General features: G+C 72.7%; 15 protein-coding genes. 8 read left to right on the top strand and 7 right to left on the bottom strand.

The annotated features are described in order from the left end of the window. The first annotated feature begins 166 nt into the window (after window positions 1-166). The 3 genes from bla to ABEB09_RS08990 all read left to right on the top strand — a co-directional run bounded on the left by bla (window position 167) and on the right by ABEB09_RS08990 (window position 3,321). Window positions 167-1,081, top strand: a complete 915-nt coding sequence (bla, locus tag ABEB09_RS09000) for a class A beta-lactamase (protein WP_345688878.1) — start codon at window positions 167-169, stop codon at window positions 1,079-1,081. Window positions 1,082-1,311: 230 nt separating this feature from the next. Beyond that, window positions 1,312-2,514 (top strand): cytochrome P450, encoded by a 1,203-nt coding sequence (locus ABEB09_RS08995; RefSeq protein WP_345688876.1) that lies wholly within the window; start codon window positions 1,312-1,314, stop codon window positions 2,512-2,514. 75 nt (window positions 2,515-2,589) lie between these two features. Next, the gene (locus ABEB09_RS08990) at window positions 2,590-3,321 is read left to right on the top strand and encodes an SDR family oxidoreductase (protein ID WP_345688874.1); all 732 of its coding nucleotides are present in this window, start codon (window positions 2,590-2,592) and stop codon (window positions 3,319-3,321) included. A gap of 60 nt (window positions 3,322-3,381) precedes the next feature. On the opposite strand, the gene ABEB09_RS08985 is transcribed toward ABEB09_RS08990, so the two are convergent. Continuing rightward, window positions 3,382-4,512: a glycine amidinotransferase gene (locus ABEB09_RS08985; protein WP_345688872.1), complete on the bottom strand. Its 1,131-nt coding sequence runs from the start codon at window positions 4,510-4,512 to the stop codon at window positions 3,382-3,384. A 299-nt stretch (window positions 4,513-4,811) separates the two neighbouring features. Here ABEB09_RS08985 and ABEB09_RS08980 point away from each other — a divergent pair, with 299 nt between their 5' ends. Beyond that, a complete protein-coding gene (locus tag ABEB09_RS08980) occupies window positions 4,812-5,834 on the top strand; it encodes a methyltransferase (RefSeq protein ID WP_345688870.1) in 1,023 nt (340 codons plus the stop codon). Beyond that, the gene (locus ABEB09_RS08975) at window positions 5,831-7,234 is read left to right on the top strand and encodes a cytochrome P450 (RefSeq protein ID WP_345688868.1); all 1,404 of its coding nucleotides are present in this window, start codon (window positions 5,831-5,833) and stop codon (window positions 7,232-7,234) included. Before ABEB09_RS08980 ends, ABEB09_RS08975 begins: the two co-directional genes overlap by 4 nt. Here ABEB09_RS08975 and ABEB09_RS08970 read toward each other — a convergent pair. Continuing rightward, on the bottom strand, window positions 7,206-8,081 hold the full coding sequence (locus ABEB09_RS08970) for an LLM class F420-dependent oxidoreductase (protein ID WP_345688866.1): 876 nt from the start codon (window positions 8,079-8,081) through the stop codon (window positions 7,206-7,208). The two genes, ABEB09_RS08975 and ABEB09_RS08970, sit on opposite strands and share 29 nt — an antisense overlap. Window positions 8,082-8,169: 88 nt before the next feature. Between ABEB09_RS08970 and ABEB09_RS08965 the strand changes: the two genes are divergently transcribed. After that, a complete protein-coding gene (locus ABEB09_RS08965; protein ID WP_345688864.1) occupies window positions 8,170-8,955 on the top strand; it encodes an aspartate/glutamate racemase family protein in 786 nt (261 codons plus the stop codon). Between the two features lie 24 nt (window positions 8,956-8,979). Here ABEB09_RS08965 and ABEB09_RS08960 read toward each other — a convergent pair whose 3' ends face one another. Further along, on the bottom strand, window positions 8,980-10,176 hold the full coding sequence (locus tag ABEB09_RS08960) for a cytochrome P450 (protein WP_345688861.1): 1,197 nt from the start codon (window positions 10,174-10,176) through the stop codon (window positions 8,980-8,982). 255 nt (window positions 10,177-10,431) lie between these two features. On the opposite strand from ABEB09_RS08960, the gene ABEB09_RS08955 reads away from it, so the two are divergent. Beyond that, entirely contained in the window at window positions 10,432-11,241 is an 810-nt protein-coding gene (locus ABEB09_RS08955; RefSeq protein WP_345688859.1) for a phytanoyl-CoA dioxygenase family protein, read from the top strand. A 26-nt stretch (window positions 11,242-11,267) separates the two neighbouring features. Here ABEB09_RS08955 and ABEB09_RS08950 read toward each other — a convergent pair whose 3' ends face one another. Further along, a complete protein-coding gene (locus tag ABEB09_RS08950) occupies window positions 11,268-12,065 on the bottom strand; it encodes a glycosyltransferase family 2 protein (RefSeq protein WP_345688857.1) in 798 nt (265 codons plus the stop codon). Continuing rightward, window positions 12,062-13,027: an NAD-dependent epimerase/dehydratase family protein gene (locus ABEB09_RS08945; RefSeq protein ID WP_345688855.1), complete on the bottom strand. Its 966-nt coding sequence runs from the start codon at window positions 13,025-13,027 to the stop codon at window positions 12,062-12,064. The genes ABEB09_RS08950 and ABEB09_RS08945 overlap by 4 nt, the downstream gene beginning before the upstream one ends. A gap of 301 nt (window positions 13,028-13,328) precedes the next feature. Here ABEB09_RS08945 and ABEB09_RS08940 point away from each other — a divergent pair, with 301 nt between their 5' ends. Then, window positions 13,329-13,688, top strand: coding sequence for a hypothetical protein (locus tag ABEB09_RS08940; protein WP_345688853.1), 360 nt, complete (start codon window positions 13,329-13,331; stop codon window positions 13,686-13,688). Between the two features lie 81 nt (window positions 13,689-13,769). On the opposite strand, the gene ABEB09_RS08935 is transcribed toward ABEB09_RS08940, so the two are convergent. Together ABEB09_RS08935 and ABEB09_RS08930 are read right to left on the bottom strand one after the other, a co-directional pair. Further along, window positions 13,770-15,572, bottom strand: a complete 1,803-nt coding sequence (locus ABEB09_RS08935) for an ABC transporter ATP-binding protein (protein ID WP_345688851.1) — start codon at window positions 15,570-15,572, stop codon at window positions 13,770-13,772. After that, entirely contained in the window at window positions 15,559-17,382 is a 1,824-nt protein-coding gene (locus ABEB09_RS08930) for an ABC transporter ATP-binding protein (RefSeq protein WP_345688849.1), read from the bottom strand. The genes ABEB09_RS08935 and ABEB09_RS08930 overlap by 14 nt, the downstream gene beginning before the upstream one ends. Window positions 17,383-17,444: the final 62 nt, after the last annotated feature.

Here is a 17,444-nt window from a genome sequence, read left to right as displayed (position 1 = left end):
AACAACTTGGCCGGAAATCGTCCGTTGCCCGAAAAGTCATGTTCGTTAACCGGACGTTTCACGGGTCGACGCCGCGATGCCGTCCGGCCGTGTCGGTGCCTCCTGCAACCAGTGGGACGCGTGGTGACGTCCTGTCAGAAGATTCGCCCGTACGAAGGAAAGGCAGATGCCTGTGCGATCCATCGGAGCCCACCCGACGCGCCGGACGGTCCTCGCCACCGGAGCAGGAGCGGCCCTCGCCGCGTTGACCGCGGCGACCCCGGCGCACGCCACCCCGGCCGCGCCGGTCACCCAGCGGCTGCGCGCCCTGGAGCGCGAGCACGGCGCACGGCTCGGCGCCTACGCCCACGACACGGCCACCGGCCGCACGGTGGCGTACCGGGCGGACGAACGCTTCCCGATGTGCTCCCTGTTCAAGACCATCGGCGCGGCCGCCGTGCTGAGGGACCTGGACCGCAAGGGCGAATTCCTGGCCCGCCGCATCCGCTACACCGAGGACTACGTGAAGCGCTCCGGCTGGTCCCCGATCACCGGCGAGGAGGGGAACCTCGCCCGGGGCATGACGGTCGAGGAGCTGTGCGCCTGCTCCATCACCCACAGCGACAACACCGCCGCCAACCTCCTCCTGCGCGAACTCGGCGGCCCCACCGCCATCACCCGCTTCAGCCGCTCCATCGGCGACACCGTCACCCGCCTCGACCGCTGGGAGCCCGAGCTCAACTCGGCCGAGCCGTGGCGCGAGACGGACACCACCACGCCCCGCGCCATCGGCCGGACCTACGCCCGTCTGGTCCTCGGTGACGCGCTCGCCCCCGGCGACCGCCGGACGCTCACCGACTGGCTCCTCGCCAACACCACCAGCAAGAACCGCTTCCGCGCCGGCCTGCCCGCCGACTGGACCCTCGCCGACAAGACCGGCGGCGGCAGCTACGGCGGCAACAACGACGCGGGCATCGCCTGGCCGCCCGGCCGCCCGCCGGTCGTCCTGGCGGTGATGACCACCAAGCCCGACCAGGACGCCGCGTCCGACGACCCCCTGGTCGCGAGCACGGCGAAGATCCTGGCGGACGCCATGAGCTGACCGTGCGAGGACGGGGGCCGGGGACCGGAGGCCTGGGCCTGGGTCCGGGTGGCCGGCACCCGGCCCAGCCCCGCCGTGCCTTCCGCGAGGCGGCCCTTCCCGGCCACCGTACGGCGGGGTGGTCGCCGTGACCGGAACGGTCCGGCGACCACTCCGTGGCCTTCCACGGCGCTTCGGCCCGCTGTTAGCGTCGCGGCCACGCTTCCCGGCCCCGCTCCGGAAGGACCGCGATGGCCCCGACCGCCTCCCCTCCTCCGCACGCCTGGACGAACCGGCGCGCTCCCGGCTGCCCCTTCGACCCACCGCCCGGACGGCACCGCCTCCTGGAGACGGCACCCCTGTCGCGGGTCACGCTGTGGAACGGCGCGACGGCCTGGCTCGTGGTGCGCCACGAGGACCAGGTCGCGCTGTTGCGGGACCGGCGCATCAGCGCGGACGACCGCCACCCGGCGTACCCGAGCGTCAGTGCGGCACAGGACGCGACCCGCGACCACAACCGGACGTTCATCACGATGGACGAGCCCGAACACAACCGTCGGCGGCGGAAGTTCATCCGCGACTTCACCGTCGGGCACGTCGAGCGGCTGCGTCCGCGCGTCGGGCGCATCGCCGCCGGACTGCTCGACACCCTGGAGCGATCCGGCCCGCCCGCCGACCTCGTCGCCGCGTACGCCCTGCCCCTGCCCACCATGGTCATCTGCGAGCTGCTGGGCGTCCCCTACGAGGACCGCGGGTTCTTCCAGCGGGCCAACGCCGTCGTCGTCGACACGCGCAGCACACCGGAGGCGGCGCTCGACGCGTCCCGCCGGCTGACCGCGTACCTCGGCGACCTGGTCGGGCGGAAGGCCGAGGAGCCCGGCGACGACCTGCTCAGCCGGCTCGCGGCCGGCCCGGGCACCCGCGAGGAGTGCGCCAGAGAGGCCAGGCTCCTCCTCGCGGCCGGGCAGGAGACCACCACCAGCATGATCGCGGTGGGGGTGTGCGCGCTGCTCCGCCACCCGGACCAGCTCGCCGTGGTCCGCGACGGCGACCCGGAACAGGTCGCGTGGGCCGTCGAGGAGCTGCTGCGGTACCTGTCGGTCACCCACCTCGGGCGGCGCCGGGTCGCGACCGCCGACATCGAGATCCACGGCCGGGTTGTCAGGGCCGGTGAGGCCGTCATCTGCGCCAACGACATCGGCAACCGGGACCCCGCCGCCTTCCCGGACCCGGACCGGCTGGACGTGCGCCGCCGGGCCCGCCGCCACCTGACGTTCGGCTCCGGGCCGCACCAGTGCCTGGGCCAGAACCTCGCCCGCGTCGAACTCCAGGTCGCCTACCCGGCGTTGTTCCGGCGCCTCCCCGGCCTGCGGCTCGCCCGGCCGCTCACGGACCTCGCCTTCCGCACCGAGCGGTTCGTGTACGGGATCCAGGAGCTTCCCGTCGTCTGGTGAGCCGGTCCGCCCGCGCGCCACCCTGGCGGGTTCGCGGCCTACCGGCCGCCGCCGCGGGGGCGAAGAATCCTGCGCATGCCTCACGCACTGGACGGCAGGGCGGCGGTGGTGACCGGCGGCTCCCGCGGGATCGGCCGGGCGACGGTCCACACCCTCGCCGCGGCCGGCGCGCCCGTCGTCGTCAACTGGGTGCGCGACGAGAAGGCCGCGCACCGCACCGTGGACGAGGTCGTCGCCGCGGGCGGCCGCGCCGTCGCCGTACGGGCCGACGTGGCGCGGGAAGCGGACGTACGGCGCCTCTTCGACGAGGCGGAGGCCGCCTTCGGGCAGCCCGGCATCGTGGTCGCGAACGCGGCCGTCGTGGTCACCCGGCCGCTGACCGCAAGCACCGAGGCCGACTTCGACCGGGTCTTCGGCACCAACGCCAAGGGCGTCTTCCTCACCCTGCGCGAGGCGGCCGCCCGGATCGCCGACGGGGGGCGGATCGTCGCCGTGTCGACCGTCGGCACCCGCCTCTTCCTCCCCAACACCCCGCTGTACCTGGGCAGCAAGGGGGCCGTGGAGCAGTTCGTCCGCTCGCTCTCCCGCGAGCTCGGGCCGCGCGGCATCACCGTGAACGCGGTGTCGCCGGGCTTCACCGAGACGGCGCTGATGCCGGACGAGGACCGCGCGTGGGCCTCCGCCCTGTCGTCCTTCGGCCGGACCGGCGAGCCGGAGGAGGTGGCCCGGGTCATCGCCTACCTGGCGGGCCCGGCCGCCGGCTGGGTGACCGGCCAGAACATCAGCGCCTGCGGCGGCGTCGCCTGACGGTGCCCGGCAGCGGGGCGCCCGTACGCACACGGGCGTCCCGCCCCGGCCCGCGGCCGCTCAGCCGAAGTAGTCCTCCGCGCCGCCCTCCCGCACGGTGTCCAGCGTGAAACAGTGGAAACCGCCGCCGAAAAGACGCCGGTGCCGGTGGCGGACCGGGACGACGGTGAAGCCGTTGCTCTCCAGGACCTTGATGAGGTCCGGGAACAACGAGTTCGCGACGACGGTGTTCTCGTCCACCGACAGAATGTTCATGTCGATGTACCGGCTGGTGAGGACGAGATCGTCGTCCTCGTACTGCGGGAAGATATTGTCGGTCGGTTCCGGTGCGTAGATGCGGTCCCAGGACCGCAGCGGCGCCGGTAGTTTCTCGGCCACTTCCGGATTACGGAGCAGAAGCGTTCCCGGCCGGAGTGGCAGGACCAGGCTGTCGATGTGGTTGTCGGCGAACCGGTGCATGACGTGAAAACGGAACTTCCCGGCCAGGTGGCGTTGCAGCCAGCGCACCGCGAGAGCATGGTTCTCCGTCGACACATTGACGATCACGTCCTTGCCGAATCGTATGCACTGCGCCGCGTCCATCATCATTTCGAAACCCACGTCGAACGGCGAGGTACGGGCCGCGGAGACCTCCTGAATGGCCGGAGTGTGCTGACCGGACACATACGAGATGTCGAACGACCGGTCCGTCATGACCGGGCGCGGCATCGTCGTCCATTTCGCGCCCGCCGCGAAATACCGGTAGAACACCGGCTTGAGCAGGTCGTTCTCGAAGTACCGGGCGCGCACCTGCGGCGGCGTCTCGATGATCTCGTCGCCGAGGACGACGGCCTGGTCCCGCACGTTCAGCGCCGGCACGCAGTTCGCCTGCCAGTACGGCGTCCGGAAGTCGACGGACCCGTGCAGCGCCTTCGGGCGGTGCACCGTGACGGACAGCTCCTCCAGCGCGTCGACCAGCTCCTCGACGTCCTCGTTCAGCTCCTCCACGTACCGCTTCTTCAGCCGCCTGCGGTCCGCCGCGGGCCCGTCCTCCGGGGTGGGCCCGTAGGTCGGGTAGTAGAACGCGGAATTCGCCACGTCGTGGAAGAAGAGCTTGAAGGAGAGCTCCACCTCGTGGGCGTCGTAGCGGACTCCGGAGCCGACGACGACCTCTTTCAGCGTGGACCACTCGTCGTAACTGTGCACAGTCATCCGCGATCAGTCCTTTTCGCATCGGGGTGTGGCCTCGGGCGAGGCCTGCCGTTCACGAGTGAATCGTCCTTGCCGGGTGCTGGCCATGGGGCCTTGCCGGTATGGCGTGAATACACCGCTCCGGTCGGTCTGCCCTGCGCGGCGAGCCCGAATATGCCCGGCAGGGGGCCTCCTTGACAGCCCAAGATTTCGACGGGCAAGCTCTCGCTGATCCACCTGGCAGGGTTCGTATCGTGATCCGGGCAGCACGCCTAGGAGGCGCAGTGACAGCCGATCAGGTAGGAAATCCCCCTTCCGGCATGGAGAAACTCTCCATGATTCTCTTCGGGCACGCCGCATTTCAGTACCTCAATGCCGCCTGTGAACTCGGCCTTTTCGAGCTCCTGGCGGAAAAAGGACCGCTCACCGCCGAGGAGGTCCGCTCCGGCCTCGGTCTGGAGGAACGCGCCGGCGACATCCTGCTCCTGGGCTGCGCCGCGCTCGGCCTGATCCACCGCGAGGACGGCTCCGTCCGCCTCTCGGACCTGATCGCCGGGCTGATGGAGCAGGGCACCTGGGAACACCTCGCCAACACGGTCGCGTTCGAGCAGCACATCGTCTACGAGGGGCAGGCGGACTTCACCGAGTCGCTGCGCCGCAACACCAACGTCGGCCTGCGGCGCATCCCGGGCGACGACCGCGACCTGTACCGGCGGCTGGCCGCCACACCCGCCCTGGAAGAGGTCTTCTACCGCTACATGCGGTCCTGGTCCCTCCTCGCCAACGAGCACCTCGTGGCGTCCCTCGACCTGTCCGGCGCCCGCACCCTGCTGGACTGCGGCGGCGGCGACGCCGTCAACGCCATCGCGCTCGCCCGGGCCAACCCGCACCTGCGGGTCACCGTCCTGGAGATACCCGCCTCGGTCCGTGTCGCCGAGGAGAGCGTCCGCCGTGCCGGACTCGCCGACCGGATCACGGTACGGGCGCTGGACATCCTCCACGAGCCGTTCCCCACCGGATACGACTGCGTGCTCTTCGCCCACCAGCTCGTCATCTGGACCCCCGAGGAGAACACCGAACTCCTCCGCAAGGCCCACGACGCACTCGTCCCCGGCGGCCGGGTCGCCGTCTTCAACTCGATGTCCGACGACACCGGCGACGGGCCGCTGATCGCCGCGCTCGACAGCGTCTACTTCGCCGCGCTGCCCGCCGAGGGCGGCATGATCTACCCGTGGTCGCGCCACGAGGCGTCCCTCGCGGCGGCCGGGTTCACCGAGCCGGTCCGCATCCCCCTGCCCACGTGGACGCCGCACGGCATCCTGATCGCCACCAGGCCCCGATGACGGGCTCCACGACCGCCCACCGCGCCCTGCCGACGGCACGCACCTGGCCCGTGCTGGGCTGCCTGCCCGAACTGATCCGCCGCAACGACGCGTTCTGGGCCGACGCCCACCGCACGCACGGCGACCTCTACCGCCTCGACCTCGGCGTCACCGACCTCGTCGCCCTCGGCCACCCCCGGCACGCCCAGCACGTCCTGCTGGAGAACGCCGACAACTACGCCGACAAGGGCGGCCCCACCGGATTCCGGGCCACCCTGCTCCCGCTCACCGGCCAGGGCCTGTCCACCATCGACGTGGAGGACGCCCACTGGAAGCGGCGCCGGGACCTCATCGGCCCCGCCTTCCGCCACGCTGCGCTCAAGTCGATGACCGACCACATGGCCCGCGTCGTCGACGACCACACCAGCTCCTGGCCCGCGACCGGGACCGGGACGGCCCGCCACGACGTCGTGCCGTACGTCACCACGGCCGTCACCGCGGCGCTCGCCGAACTGCTCTACGGGGCCGCCGTCACCGGCCCGGAGATCCGCCGGATCGCCCGCGCCTTCGACCAGATCATGAACTACATGTGGATCGGCATGCTCGCGTCGGCCGTGCCGCCCTGGATGCCCTTCCCGGGGCGCGGGCGGCAGCGCCGGGCGATCGCGGACATCGAGCGGACGGTCCTCGACGTCCTCGCCCGCCGGAGCCCGGCGCACCCGGCCCGCGAGCAGGGCGGCGCCGACCCCGACCGCCCGGAGGGCGGCCTGCTCGACATCATGACGGCCGCCGAACGCGAGCTGGACGCGGCGGGCGTACGCGACGAGGCGGTGTCGCTGCTGCTGGGCGCCGAGCCGCTGGCCATCTCGGTGAGCTGGGCCCTGCACCTGCTGGCCCGCTCGCCGGAGGCCCAGCGGGCCGCGCGGGAGGAGGTGGACCGGGCCCTGGGCGGCCGGCGGCCCTCCTTCGAGGACCTGGCGGCCCTGCCGTACGTCCGCATGGTCTTCAAGGAGGCCCTGCGGCTGTGCCCGCCCACCTACTGGGTGCAGCGCAGGGCCGCGCGGGACGACGTCATCGACGGGGTGCCCGTGCCCGCCGGCACGAACGTCGTCGTGCTGATCCACCGCATCCACCTCCACCCCGGGGTGTGGGAGCGGCCGGACCACTTCGACCCGGGACGGTTCGCGCCGGAGCGGTCGGCGGACCGGCACCGGCAGGCGTGGATCCCGTTCGGGAGCGGCCGGCGCGGCTGTGTGGCCCGGGAGTTCTCCCTGACGCTGGGGCAGCTGATTCTCACCCGTGCGCTCCAGCGGTACGCGTTCGCCCCGCACCCCGGCCGCACGCCCGCCCTGACGGTGGCGGCGAACCTGCGGCCACGGGAGGGGGTGTGGCTCACCGTGCGGCGGCGCACCACTCCATGAGGTCCTTGACCTTCTCCAGGTCCGACGCCTCGTCGCCCGCCTGGAGCACCACCCGGTGGGCGCCGGCCACGGCCAGCGCGGCGGCCCGCTCCGGCGTCAGCTCGCGCAGCGGGCAGGACAGCGTCACCTCTAGGGCGCCGGGGTCGCGGCCGCACCGCTCCGCCTCCCGCCGCATGACGCCGATCAGCCGCCGCAGTTCCGCCCCGGACACGCCGAGCGGCTGGAAGCCGTCGCCCAGCCGCCCGGCCCGGCGCGCGGCCGCGACACTGTGGCCGCCGATGTGGACGGGCACGCCCCAGGGACGGACCGGCCTCGGGTGGCACAGGGCGCCCCGGAACCGGAAGAACTCGCCGTCGTGGTCCGCCCCGCCGGGGCCGCTGTCCGCCCACAGCTTCCGCAGCACCGCGATCTGCTCGTCCGCGCGGCGGCCCCGGGTGGCGAAGTCCACGCCGCACGCCTCGGTCTCCTCCCGCAGCCAGCCGACGCCCACGCACAGCCGCAGCCGCCCGCCGGAGAGCACGTCGAGCGTGGCCGCCCGCTTCGCCAGCACCACCGGGTGGTGGTGGGGGAGGATCAGCGCACCGGTCGCCAGCCCGATGGTGCGGGTGCGCGCGGCGAGGAAGCTCAGCAGCTCCAGAGGGTCGGGGATCGGGCTGGTCCCGGCGACCGCGAGGCGCCCGCTCGCGCTGTACGGATAGACGCTCGCCGACTCGCCGACCATGACGGAGTGTTCGGCGACGACCAGCGACTCGAATCCGCACGCCTCGGCGTGGAGGGCGAATTCGGTCACCCATTCCGGGTCCACCACGGAAGGGCCGCCGAAGGGTAATGCGATGGCGTAATCCATGACCGACAGGCTAGGCGCGCACCCCGCAACACCGACAGGGACTATTCCGCCGAACAGTCACGACCCAGGAGACCGGAGGGAACCGAGGATGTGGACCGGAAATCGTGACACCGGACTCACCGGGATACGCTCCCGGAAACAGCACCGCTGCTACGGCATGGGCCTGGGCGTCATGCTCGTCGACGACGTCTATCCGGGATTTCCCGGCGACATGCGCAACGCCAGCGCGTACCCCTTTCCCGTCCAGTACGACATCGTGCGCGGCATCGGATTCGACGACCTGATCTTCGCGGAGGACAAGTCGGCGTGCGTAGGGCCGATCGTCGAGGCCGCGCGCCGCCTCCAGGACATGGGGTGCCGGGCGATCGCCGCCGAGTGCGGCTACTTCGCGTACTTCCAGCGGGAGGTCGCCGACGCGGTGGACGTCCCGGTGTTCATGTCGAGCCTGCTCCAGGCGCCGCTGGCCAGGACGGTCGTCGGGGCGCACCGGAGCGTGGGCCTCATGGTGGCGTTCCGCGACCACCTCACGGACGCGCACCTGAGGGCCGTCGGCATCGACCCGGCCGCGGACCATCCGCTGGCCGGCATCGCCGAGTCGGGCCTCTGCCCGACGCTCGTCCGGCTCTACGACGAACCCGACCCGGCGCTGCGGGAGGCCTCGTACGAGGTGGTGGAGCACGAAGTGGTCACGCTGGCCCGGCAGTTCCGGGAGCGGCATCCGCGCATGGGCGCGATGGTCCTGGAGTGCGGGGCGGTGCAGCCGTTCGCCCGCGCCGTGCAGCGGCACATCGACATCCCCGTGTTCAGCTGGGGCACCCTGCTCGACTACGCGTACGGGGTGGTGGCGCACCGCGACTACTACGGGCACGTCTGAGCCGCGCCGAGGGCCCGCTGCCCCTCACGCCGGACCCCACGCCACCGGCAGTTCGCGCAGCCCCCGCACCACCAGCCCCGTGCGCCACCGCAGTTCCTCCTCCGGCACGGCGATGCGCAGGCCCGGGAAGCGGGCCACCAGCCGCCCGAGCGCCACCTGGAGCTCCATCCGCGCCAGATGCGCGCCCAGACAGTGGTGGACGCCGTACCCGAACGCCAGGTGCGGGTTGTCGTCCCGGTCGAGCACGATCTCGTCGGGCCGGTCGAACACGTCCCCGTCCCGGTTGGCCGAGGGCCGCGACACCATGACCGTCTCGCCCGCGCGGACCAGCGTGTCACCGACCTTCACGTCCTCGGTGGCCACCCGCGGCAGCCCGGCGTCCGAGCCCAGCGGCACGAACCGCAGCAGCTCCTCGACGGCCCGCGGCACCATGCCCGGGTCGTCCACCAGCCGCCGCCACAGCTCGGGCCGGGTCAGCAGCACGTACGAGAAGTTGGTGATCTGGCTCGCCGTGGCCGGGAACCCGGACACCAGCAGGCTCACCCCGAGGTGGACGAGCTCGTCGTCGTCCAGCGGATCCCCGCCCTCCTGCCGCGGCCCGTGCACCAGCGCCGACAGCAGATCGTCGGACGGCTCCGCGCGGCGCCGCGCCAGCAGGGAGCCCACGTACGCGTCGAGGCCCGCGCACGCCGAGTCGATCTCCTCCTGGGTGTGGGCCGTCAGCGAGAGCAGCACCTCCGACCAGGGCCCGAGCACGGCCCGGTCCTCGCGCTCCACGCCCAGCAGATCGCACATCACGGTCAGCGGCAGCGGCTGCGCCAGGTGCCCGACGAGGTCGGCCGGCTCGCCGTGCGCCTCCATCGTGTCGAGCAGCTCGTCGGCGAGCCGCTCGGAGCGGGCCCGCAGCTGCTCCACCCGCCGGTGCGTGAACGCCCAGACGGCCTTGGACCGGACCCGGGACTGCTCCGGCGGATCCATGTCGAGCATGAACGTCGGCCGGACGCCCCGGTCGGGGAGCCCGGTCGCCCGCGCCCGGCTGAACGCCGGATGCGTGAACACCTGACGGGTCTCCGCCCAGCCGGTGACCAGCCAGGCGGAGCGCCCGTCCGACAGCCGCACCCGGCTCACCGGCTCGGTGCGATTCCTTTCCACGAGTCCGGGGTCCACGTCGAGGCGCACCCCTTCGATCTCCTCCTGGTGCAGCCAGCGGGAATTCGTCACCCATTCCTCCGGAATTATCGGGGCCGTGCGCCACGGCGGGTCTGATCGCATGCTGCTCGGCTTTCCCTGCTGCTCAACATTCCCGTGGGAATCCCCTGTTGTCTCCCCGCCGCCATCGGCCGCCAATCCCGCGCACTTTCCGCGCTGCCCACATCCGGCCAATTACCGTCGGCCGTCTGCCGCTTGCCGGGGAGGCGGCCCTATAGTGGCAGCGCTTTTCGTCCCGTGAAATCGGATGACGACAGGAGACCGGTCATGACCGGCACACCGGAACAACACACTCCGCGGCTCGCCGAGGACGGCTACGAAATCATTCCCGACGCGCTCTCCGCCGAGCAGGTGGAACGGCTCACCGAGGCCGCGCACCGGGCGCACGACCGGTTCCGCGACCGCGCCCGCGACTACTACACCCCGCGGCGCCGTGTGCTGTTCGCCGTACAGGAGCTGGAGCCCGCGTTCGTCGAGCCCATGGCGCTGCCGACCACGCTGCCCACCGTGTGCGAGGCCCTGGGCTGGAACATCTTCGTGTACCACTCCCACCTCGACCGGAACGAGACCGTGCCGCCCGAGGTCGACTTCCCCTTCAACTGGCACCGGGACCTCCAGGGCGTCACGTACACGCTGCCCCAGCCGCTGCCCCTGCTGTCGGTGAAGATCTCCTATCCGCTCACCGACATCGGCGGCGTCGAGGACGGCGGTCCGCTCGTCCTGCCGGGCAGCCACCGCGTGGACGTCCCCCGGCCCACCGGCCCTAGGCCGCCGGGTTCCGTGCCGATCCTGGCCCCGGCCGGCTCGGCGATCGTCATCGACTCCCGCGTGTGGCACACGGTCGGCGCGAACCGCTCCGGCAACACCCGCATGACCCTGTTCTACGCCTACGCCTACCGCTGGATGCGTCCCGTCGAGGCGTTCGACCTGTCCGAGGAGCGGCTGGCCCGCGTGACTCCGGTCCAGCGGCAACTCCTCGGCGCGGGCGCCACGTACGAGGGCTTCCACCTGCCCGAGTCCGACGACGAGGTGCCGCTCCGGGCGATCGTGGAGAACGACGACTGGAAGGCGCTGTAGCCCGCCGCGGCCCTCCTCGGCACGACCTAGACCTCGACCGCCTCCGTGAAGTTGAGCAGCAGCTTCACCGGTACGCGGTCGGGGTTCGCCACGAGCCTGCCGAGCCGCAGACTCTCCAGGCGCCGCTCCCGGTTCCGCCGGCGCATCTCCTCCCAGCTCAGGCTCGACCCGGTGTGGGCCAGCTTGTCCTGGATGCTGTTGCAGATCGCCGCCGGGGCCGACGCCCGGTCCGGCTGCGGCACCCGGACGACGCCGAGTCCCAAGGCCCGCGCCCGGTCGATGAGGTCGACGTCCTGTTGCGACATGGGCAGCATCTCCTCGTCGTAGCCGCCCAGCGCCAGGAAGTGCCGGCGCGGCAGACCGATGCGCCCGCACGTGCCGTTGCCGTCGGCGGGCAGGCCGTCCCGCCTGCCGAAGCGGCCGCGGTCGGTCTCCGCCACGAAGCCGTGGACGAGCGTGTCGTACTCCCTCGCCCACACCTCCCGCCAGGCCCGCACCGTGTCGCCGATGAAGTTGTCGGCGTCGAGGTTCACCAGGAACTCGCCGGTCGACCCGAAGTGCGCCAGGTTCTTGGCCTTGGACAGGTGGATGTACGGCTCGCTCCGCTCATGCAGATACCGCAGCAGCCCGCTCTCGATCTCCGGCCGGAACCGCCGCACCCAGGTGTCCAACCCGTCGTCGGAGTTGTAGTTGACGAGCACGATCTCGGCACGGCCGTCGGCACGTACCCGCTCCAGGTTCTCCGGCAGCGTCTCGCGCAGCTGCCACAGCCGGTTCTTGCAGGTGACGCAGTACGAGATGCGGCCCGGAACGCCGTCGTTCACCTGTCGCTCCTCTCGTGCAGCGGCACGGGCACCCGCCCGTGCCGCGCCTGGTCGACCATCGCGGCCAGCCCCTCCCGCAGCCCGACGCGCGGCCGGTAGCCGAACGCCGCGCGCGACAGGGAGATGTCGGCCGCGGTGTGCCGGACGTCGCCCGGCGCCCGCTCGGCCCGCACCACGTCGAACGGGCCGGTCAGCGACCGCAGTACGGCGATCGCGCCGTTCAGCGAGACACGGCAGCCGCCGCCGACGTTGGCCACCCCGGTGAAGTCCGAGCGGACGACCCGGCACAGCGCCTCCACCACGTCGGCCACGTAGGTGAAGTCGCGGCTCTGCTCCCCGTCCCCGTACACGGTGAACGGCTCGCCGCGCACGGCCGCGTCGACGAGCCGCGCGAAGGCCATGTCGGGGCGCTGCCTCGGTCCGTAGACGGTGAACAGCCGCAGCGAGACCGTCGGCAGGCCGAACGCGGTGCGGTACACCTCGCACAGCTGCTCCCCGGAGAGCTTGGTCACGCCGTACGGGGAGACCGGCCGCGGCCGCAGCGCCTCACCGGTCGGGTAGCGGGCGGCGTCGCCGTAGACGGAGGAGCTGGAGGCGTAGACCAGCTTGCGGGGCCGCACCGCACGGGCCGCTTCGAGGACCGCGTGGGTGGCCAGCACATTGCGGTGCACGTACGTGGCGAACTCCGCGCCCCACGAGGTGCGCACGCCCGGCTGCCCGGCCAGGTGGTAGACGGCGTCCGCGCCGTCGAGGAGCGGGGCGAGCGGCGTGTGCAGCAGGTCGGCGCGGAGGAACGTGAACGTGCGCCGGCCCAGCAGCGCCGCCACGTTCCGCTTCTTGAGACGCGGGTCGTACGTGTCGGTGAGCACGTCCACGCCGACGACCTCGCAGCCGTCGGCCAGCAGCCGGGCGCACAGGTGCGAGCCGATGAACCCGGCGGCCCCCGTCACCACGGCCCGCATCAGCGCGCTCCCGCGCGCGACGGGCACCTCCGGGGGAGCGGATCGGAACCGGGGCGTGTCGTGCTGTCGGCGGCCGATGAGGCAGGGGACATGACGAGACCCTTTCTCCGGAGCCCGACGGTGTGCGGCACAACATAGCCGTCGGCCCCCGCCCGTGCGGGGCCCGTCGGCGACGATGACCGAATGGCGCCCCGCCGGCCGGGCGCCCGGCGCCCCGTAAACCCGCTGGCCGCCCCGCGAACCGCCCCGCTACGGTGCGACAACCCGGAACGCCCGACGACGACCAGGAAGAGCACCCACCATGACCGGCACCGCCGCCCCGCCGACGACCACCCTGTGGCGCCCGACCGGGCCCGAGGAACTGGACCTGGTGCGAAGCCTCGACTGGCGGGCCTGGCCGCCGCGCCTCCCCGAGCAGCCGATCTTCTACCCGGTCCTCAACGAGGACTACGCGATCCGCATCGCCCGCGACTGGAACGTGAAGCACAGCGGCGCCGGCTTCGTCACCCGCTTCGAGGTCGACTCGGCCTTCCTGGCCCGCTACCCCGTACAGCGGGCCGGTGGCCGGACGATCCTGGAACTGTGGGTCCCGGCCGAGGAGCTGGACGAGTTCAACGCCCACATCGTCGGCCGTATCGAGGTCGTCCACGAGTTCCGCTGACCGACGATGCGGCGTTCCACCCCGACGGCACCAGGCTCGTCACCGCCGGGGTCGACGGAACCGTCCAGACCTGGGACCTCGTCACCCCACCACGCTCTCCCGCCACGCCCGGTGCAGCCCCGCGAAGCGGCCCTCCTCGGCGATGAGGCCCGACGGCGGGCCGTCCTCGACGATGCGGCCGTCCTCCATCACCAGCACCCGGTCCGCGATCTCGACCGTGGACAGCCGGTGTGCGATCACCACCGCCGTACGGCCGTGCAGCACCGTGTCCATGGCCCGCTGCACCGCCCGCTCACCGGGGATGTCCAGGGAGCTGGTCGCCTCGTCGAGGATCAGTACGCCCGGGTCGGCCAGCAGGGCGCGGGCGAAGGCGACCAGCTGGCGCTGGCCGGCCGAGATGCGGCCGCCCCGCTTGCGGACGTCCGTGTCGTACCCGTCCGGCAGCGCGGCGATGAAGTCGTGCGCACCGATCGCCTTCGCCGCCAGCTCGATCTCCTCGCGGGTCGCGTCCGGCCGCCCCAGCGCGATGTTCTCGGCGACCGTCCCGGAGAACAGGAACGCCTCCTGCGTCACCATCACCACCCCGCGCCGCAGCTCGGCCACGGCCAGGTCCCGAAGGTCGACGCCGTCGACCAGGACCCGCCCCTCCGTCGGGTCGTAGAACCGCGCCAGCAGCTTCGCGAGCGTCGACTTGCCGGCGCCCGTCGACCCCACGACCGCCACCGTCTGGCCCGCCGGCACGGTCAGCGAGAACCGCGGCAGGACCTCGCCGCCCGTGCGGTACGAGAAGCGGACGTCCTCGAAGACGACCTCCCGGCCCGGCGCGCCGGACGGCCGCGGCGGCAGCTCGCGCGGAGCCGCCGGCTCCGGCACGTTCGGCCGCTGGGCCAGCAGGCCGGCGATCTTCTCCAGTGACGCGGCCGCCGACTGGTACGCGTTGAGGAACATCGCGAGCCGGTCGATCGGGTCGTACAGCCGCCGCATGTACAGCACGGCCGCCGCCAGCACCCCGAGGGCCAGCGTGCCGTCCGCGACCCGCCAGGCACCCCACAGCACCATCGCGGCGACCGCCGTGTTGGCCACCAGACGCGACCCGATCACATAGCGGGCCATCTCCAGGATCGCGTCGCCGTTGCGCCGCTCGTGATGGCGGTTCAGCTCCGCGAACGCCGCGTCGTTGGCCCGCTCCCGGCGGAACGCCCGCACCGGCCGGATCCCGTTCATCGTCTCGGCGAACTTCACGATGACCGAGGCGATGGCCGACGACCGCGCGGCGAACGCCACCCCCGCCCGCCGCTGGTAGAGCCGTACGAGCAGGTACAGCGGCCCGAAGGAGACCACCGCCACCGCGCCGATGCCCCAGTCCAGCCACAGCAGCAGCGCCGCGATCGTCACGAACGACAGCACGACGCCGACCAGCTCCTGGAGCCCTTCGCTGAGCAGCTCCCGCAGCGATTCCACATCGGTCGTCGACCGCGAGATCAGCCTCCCCGACGTGTACCGCTCGTGGAAGTCCACGCTCAGGGCCTGCGCGTGCCGGAAGATCCGCCCGCGCAGGTCCAGCAGCACGTCCTGGTTGACCCGCGCCGACGCCCGGATGAACCCGTACTGGAACAACCCCGCGCCCACCGCGCACAGCACGTACCCGGCGCCGACCGCGACCAGCGGCCCGTACGCCCCGGCCCGCAGCGCCGGCACCGCCCGGTCGATCGCGTACGCCACCAGCAGCGGCCCCGCCTGCACCGCCGCCTGCTGGAGCACCAGCAGCAGCGCCGACAGCGCCACCCCGGCCCGCCGCGGCGCCAGCAGCGACCGCAGCAGCGCCCCCGTCGCGCCCTTCGGCGCGGGCAGCGCGTCCCGGTCGAACGGATCACCCGATGCCATCGCCCACCGCTCCTCGCTCGTCCCGCGCCCCCGACATCAGCCAGGCGTACTCCGCGCTGCCGCGCAGCAGCTCCTGATGCGTCCCCACCGCCGCGATCCGCCCGCCGGACAGCAGCGCCACCCGGTCGGCCAGCTGCACGGTCGACGGCCGGTGCGCCACCACCAGCGCGGTCGTGTCCCGCAGCACCTCGCGCAGCGCCGCCTCCACCAGCGCCTCCGTGTGCACGTCCAGCGCCGACAGCGGGTCGTCGAGCACCAGGAACCGCGGCCGCCCCACGACGGCCCGGGCCAGCGCGAGGCGCTGCCGCTGGCCGCCCGACAGGCTCAGCCCCTGCTCGCCCACCTGGGTGGCGGCACCCTCCGGCAGGTCGTCCACGAAGCCCGCCTGCGCGACCGCGAGCGCGCGGCGCAGCTCCGGCTCTCCGGCGCCCGCCGCGCCCATCAGGACGTTCTCGCCGGCACTGGCCGAGAACAGCGTGGGCTCCTCGAAGGCCACCGACACCAGCGCCCGCAGCCGCTCGCGGGGCATGGCCGTGATGTCCTCGCCGTCCAGCAGGATCCGCCCGGCCGTGATCTCGTGCAGCCGCGGTACGAGCGCGGTGAGCGTGGTCTTCCCCGATCCGGTCGCGCCGACCAGCGCCATCGTCTCGCCCGGCCGGATGTGCAGGTCGATCCCCGCCAGCACGGGCGGCGCGTCGTCGGGCGCGTCCGGGTAGCGGAACTCCACCCCCTCGAAGCGGACCCCGCCCTCGCCCGTACCGCCTGCCGACACGGACGCGGAGGGGCCCGGGTCCTCCTCCGTCCGGTCCATCACCTCGAAGTACCGCTCGGTCGCCGTCGCCGCCTCCTGGCTCATCGCCAGCAGGAACCCGATCGACTCGACCGGCCACCGCAGCGCCAGCGCCGTCGACAGGAACGCCACCAGGGTCCCCGCCGACAGCGTCCCGTCGGCCACCTGCACCGTGCCCAGCACCAGCGCCGCGCCGATGGCCAGCTCCGGGACGATCGTGATGACCGCCCAGATCCAGGCCAGCAGCCGCGCCTTGCCCAGCTCCGTGCCCCGCAGCCGCTCGGCCCGCGCCCGGAACGCCAGCTCCTGGCTGCGGTGCCGGCCGAAGCCCTTGACGACCCGGATACCGAGGACGCTCTCCTCGACGACCGTCGTCAGATCGCCCACCTGGTCCTGGGCCCGCCGCGCCACCGCCGAGTACCGCGTCTCGAACAGCGAGCACACCACCACCAGCGGCACCACCGGCACCAGCAGCACCAGACCCAGCATCCAGTCCTGCGCCAGCAGCACCACGAAACCGGCCAGCACCGTCACGCCGTTGACGAACAGGAACGTCAGCGGGAAGGCCAGGAACATCCGCAGCAGCGACAGGTCCGTCGTGCCGCGCGACAGCAGCTGCCCGGACGCCCACCGGTCGTGGAACGCCATCGGCAGCCGCTGGATCCGCCGGAACAGATCGGCGCGCAGCGCGGCCTCCACCCCCGCGAGAGGCCGCGCCACCAGCCACCGCCGCAACCCGAACAGCAGCGCCTCCGCCACGCCCAGCAGCAGCACCGCCAGGGCGCCCCACCCGACGCCGGCCGGGTCCCGGTCCGCGACCGGGCCGTCCACCATCCACTTCAGGACGAGCGGGATGACCAGGCTCAGACAGGACGCCACGACGGCTATGAACGCGGCCGTGAACAGCCGCGCCCGCACCGGCCGGACGTACGGCCACAGGCGCAGCAACGAGCGGACCGCGGAGCGCTTCCGCGGCGCGGGGACGGGGACGGCGGTCTGGTCTTCCGTTGGCGGTGGCATCAGGAGCGAGCCTACGGTTCACCACTGACATCGCTCATGTGGTTTTCCGCCGTCCGGTACGC

It is taken from the genome of Streptomyces coeruleoprunus, assembly GCF_039542925.1.
GTDB classification, from domain to species: Bacteria; Actinomycetota; Actinomycetes; order Streptomycetales; family Streptomycetaceae; genus Streptomyces; species Streptomyces coeruleoprunus.
The sequence above is the reverse complement of the archived record's forward strand: the minus strand, read 5'-3'. Positions and strand labels throughout refer to the sequence as shown.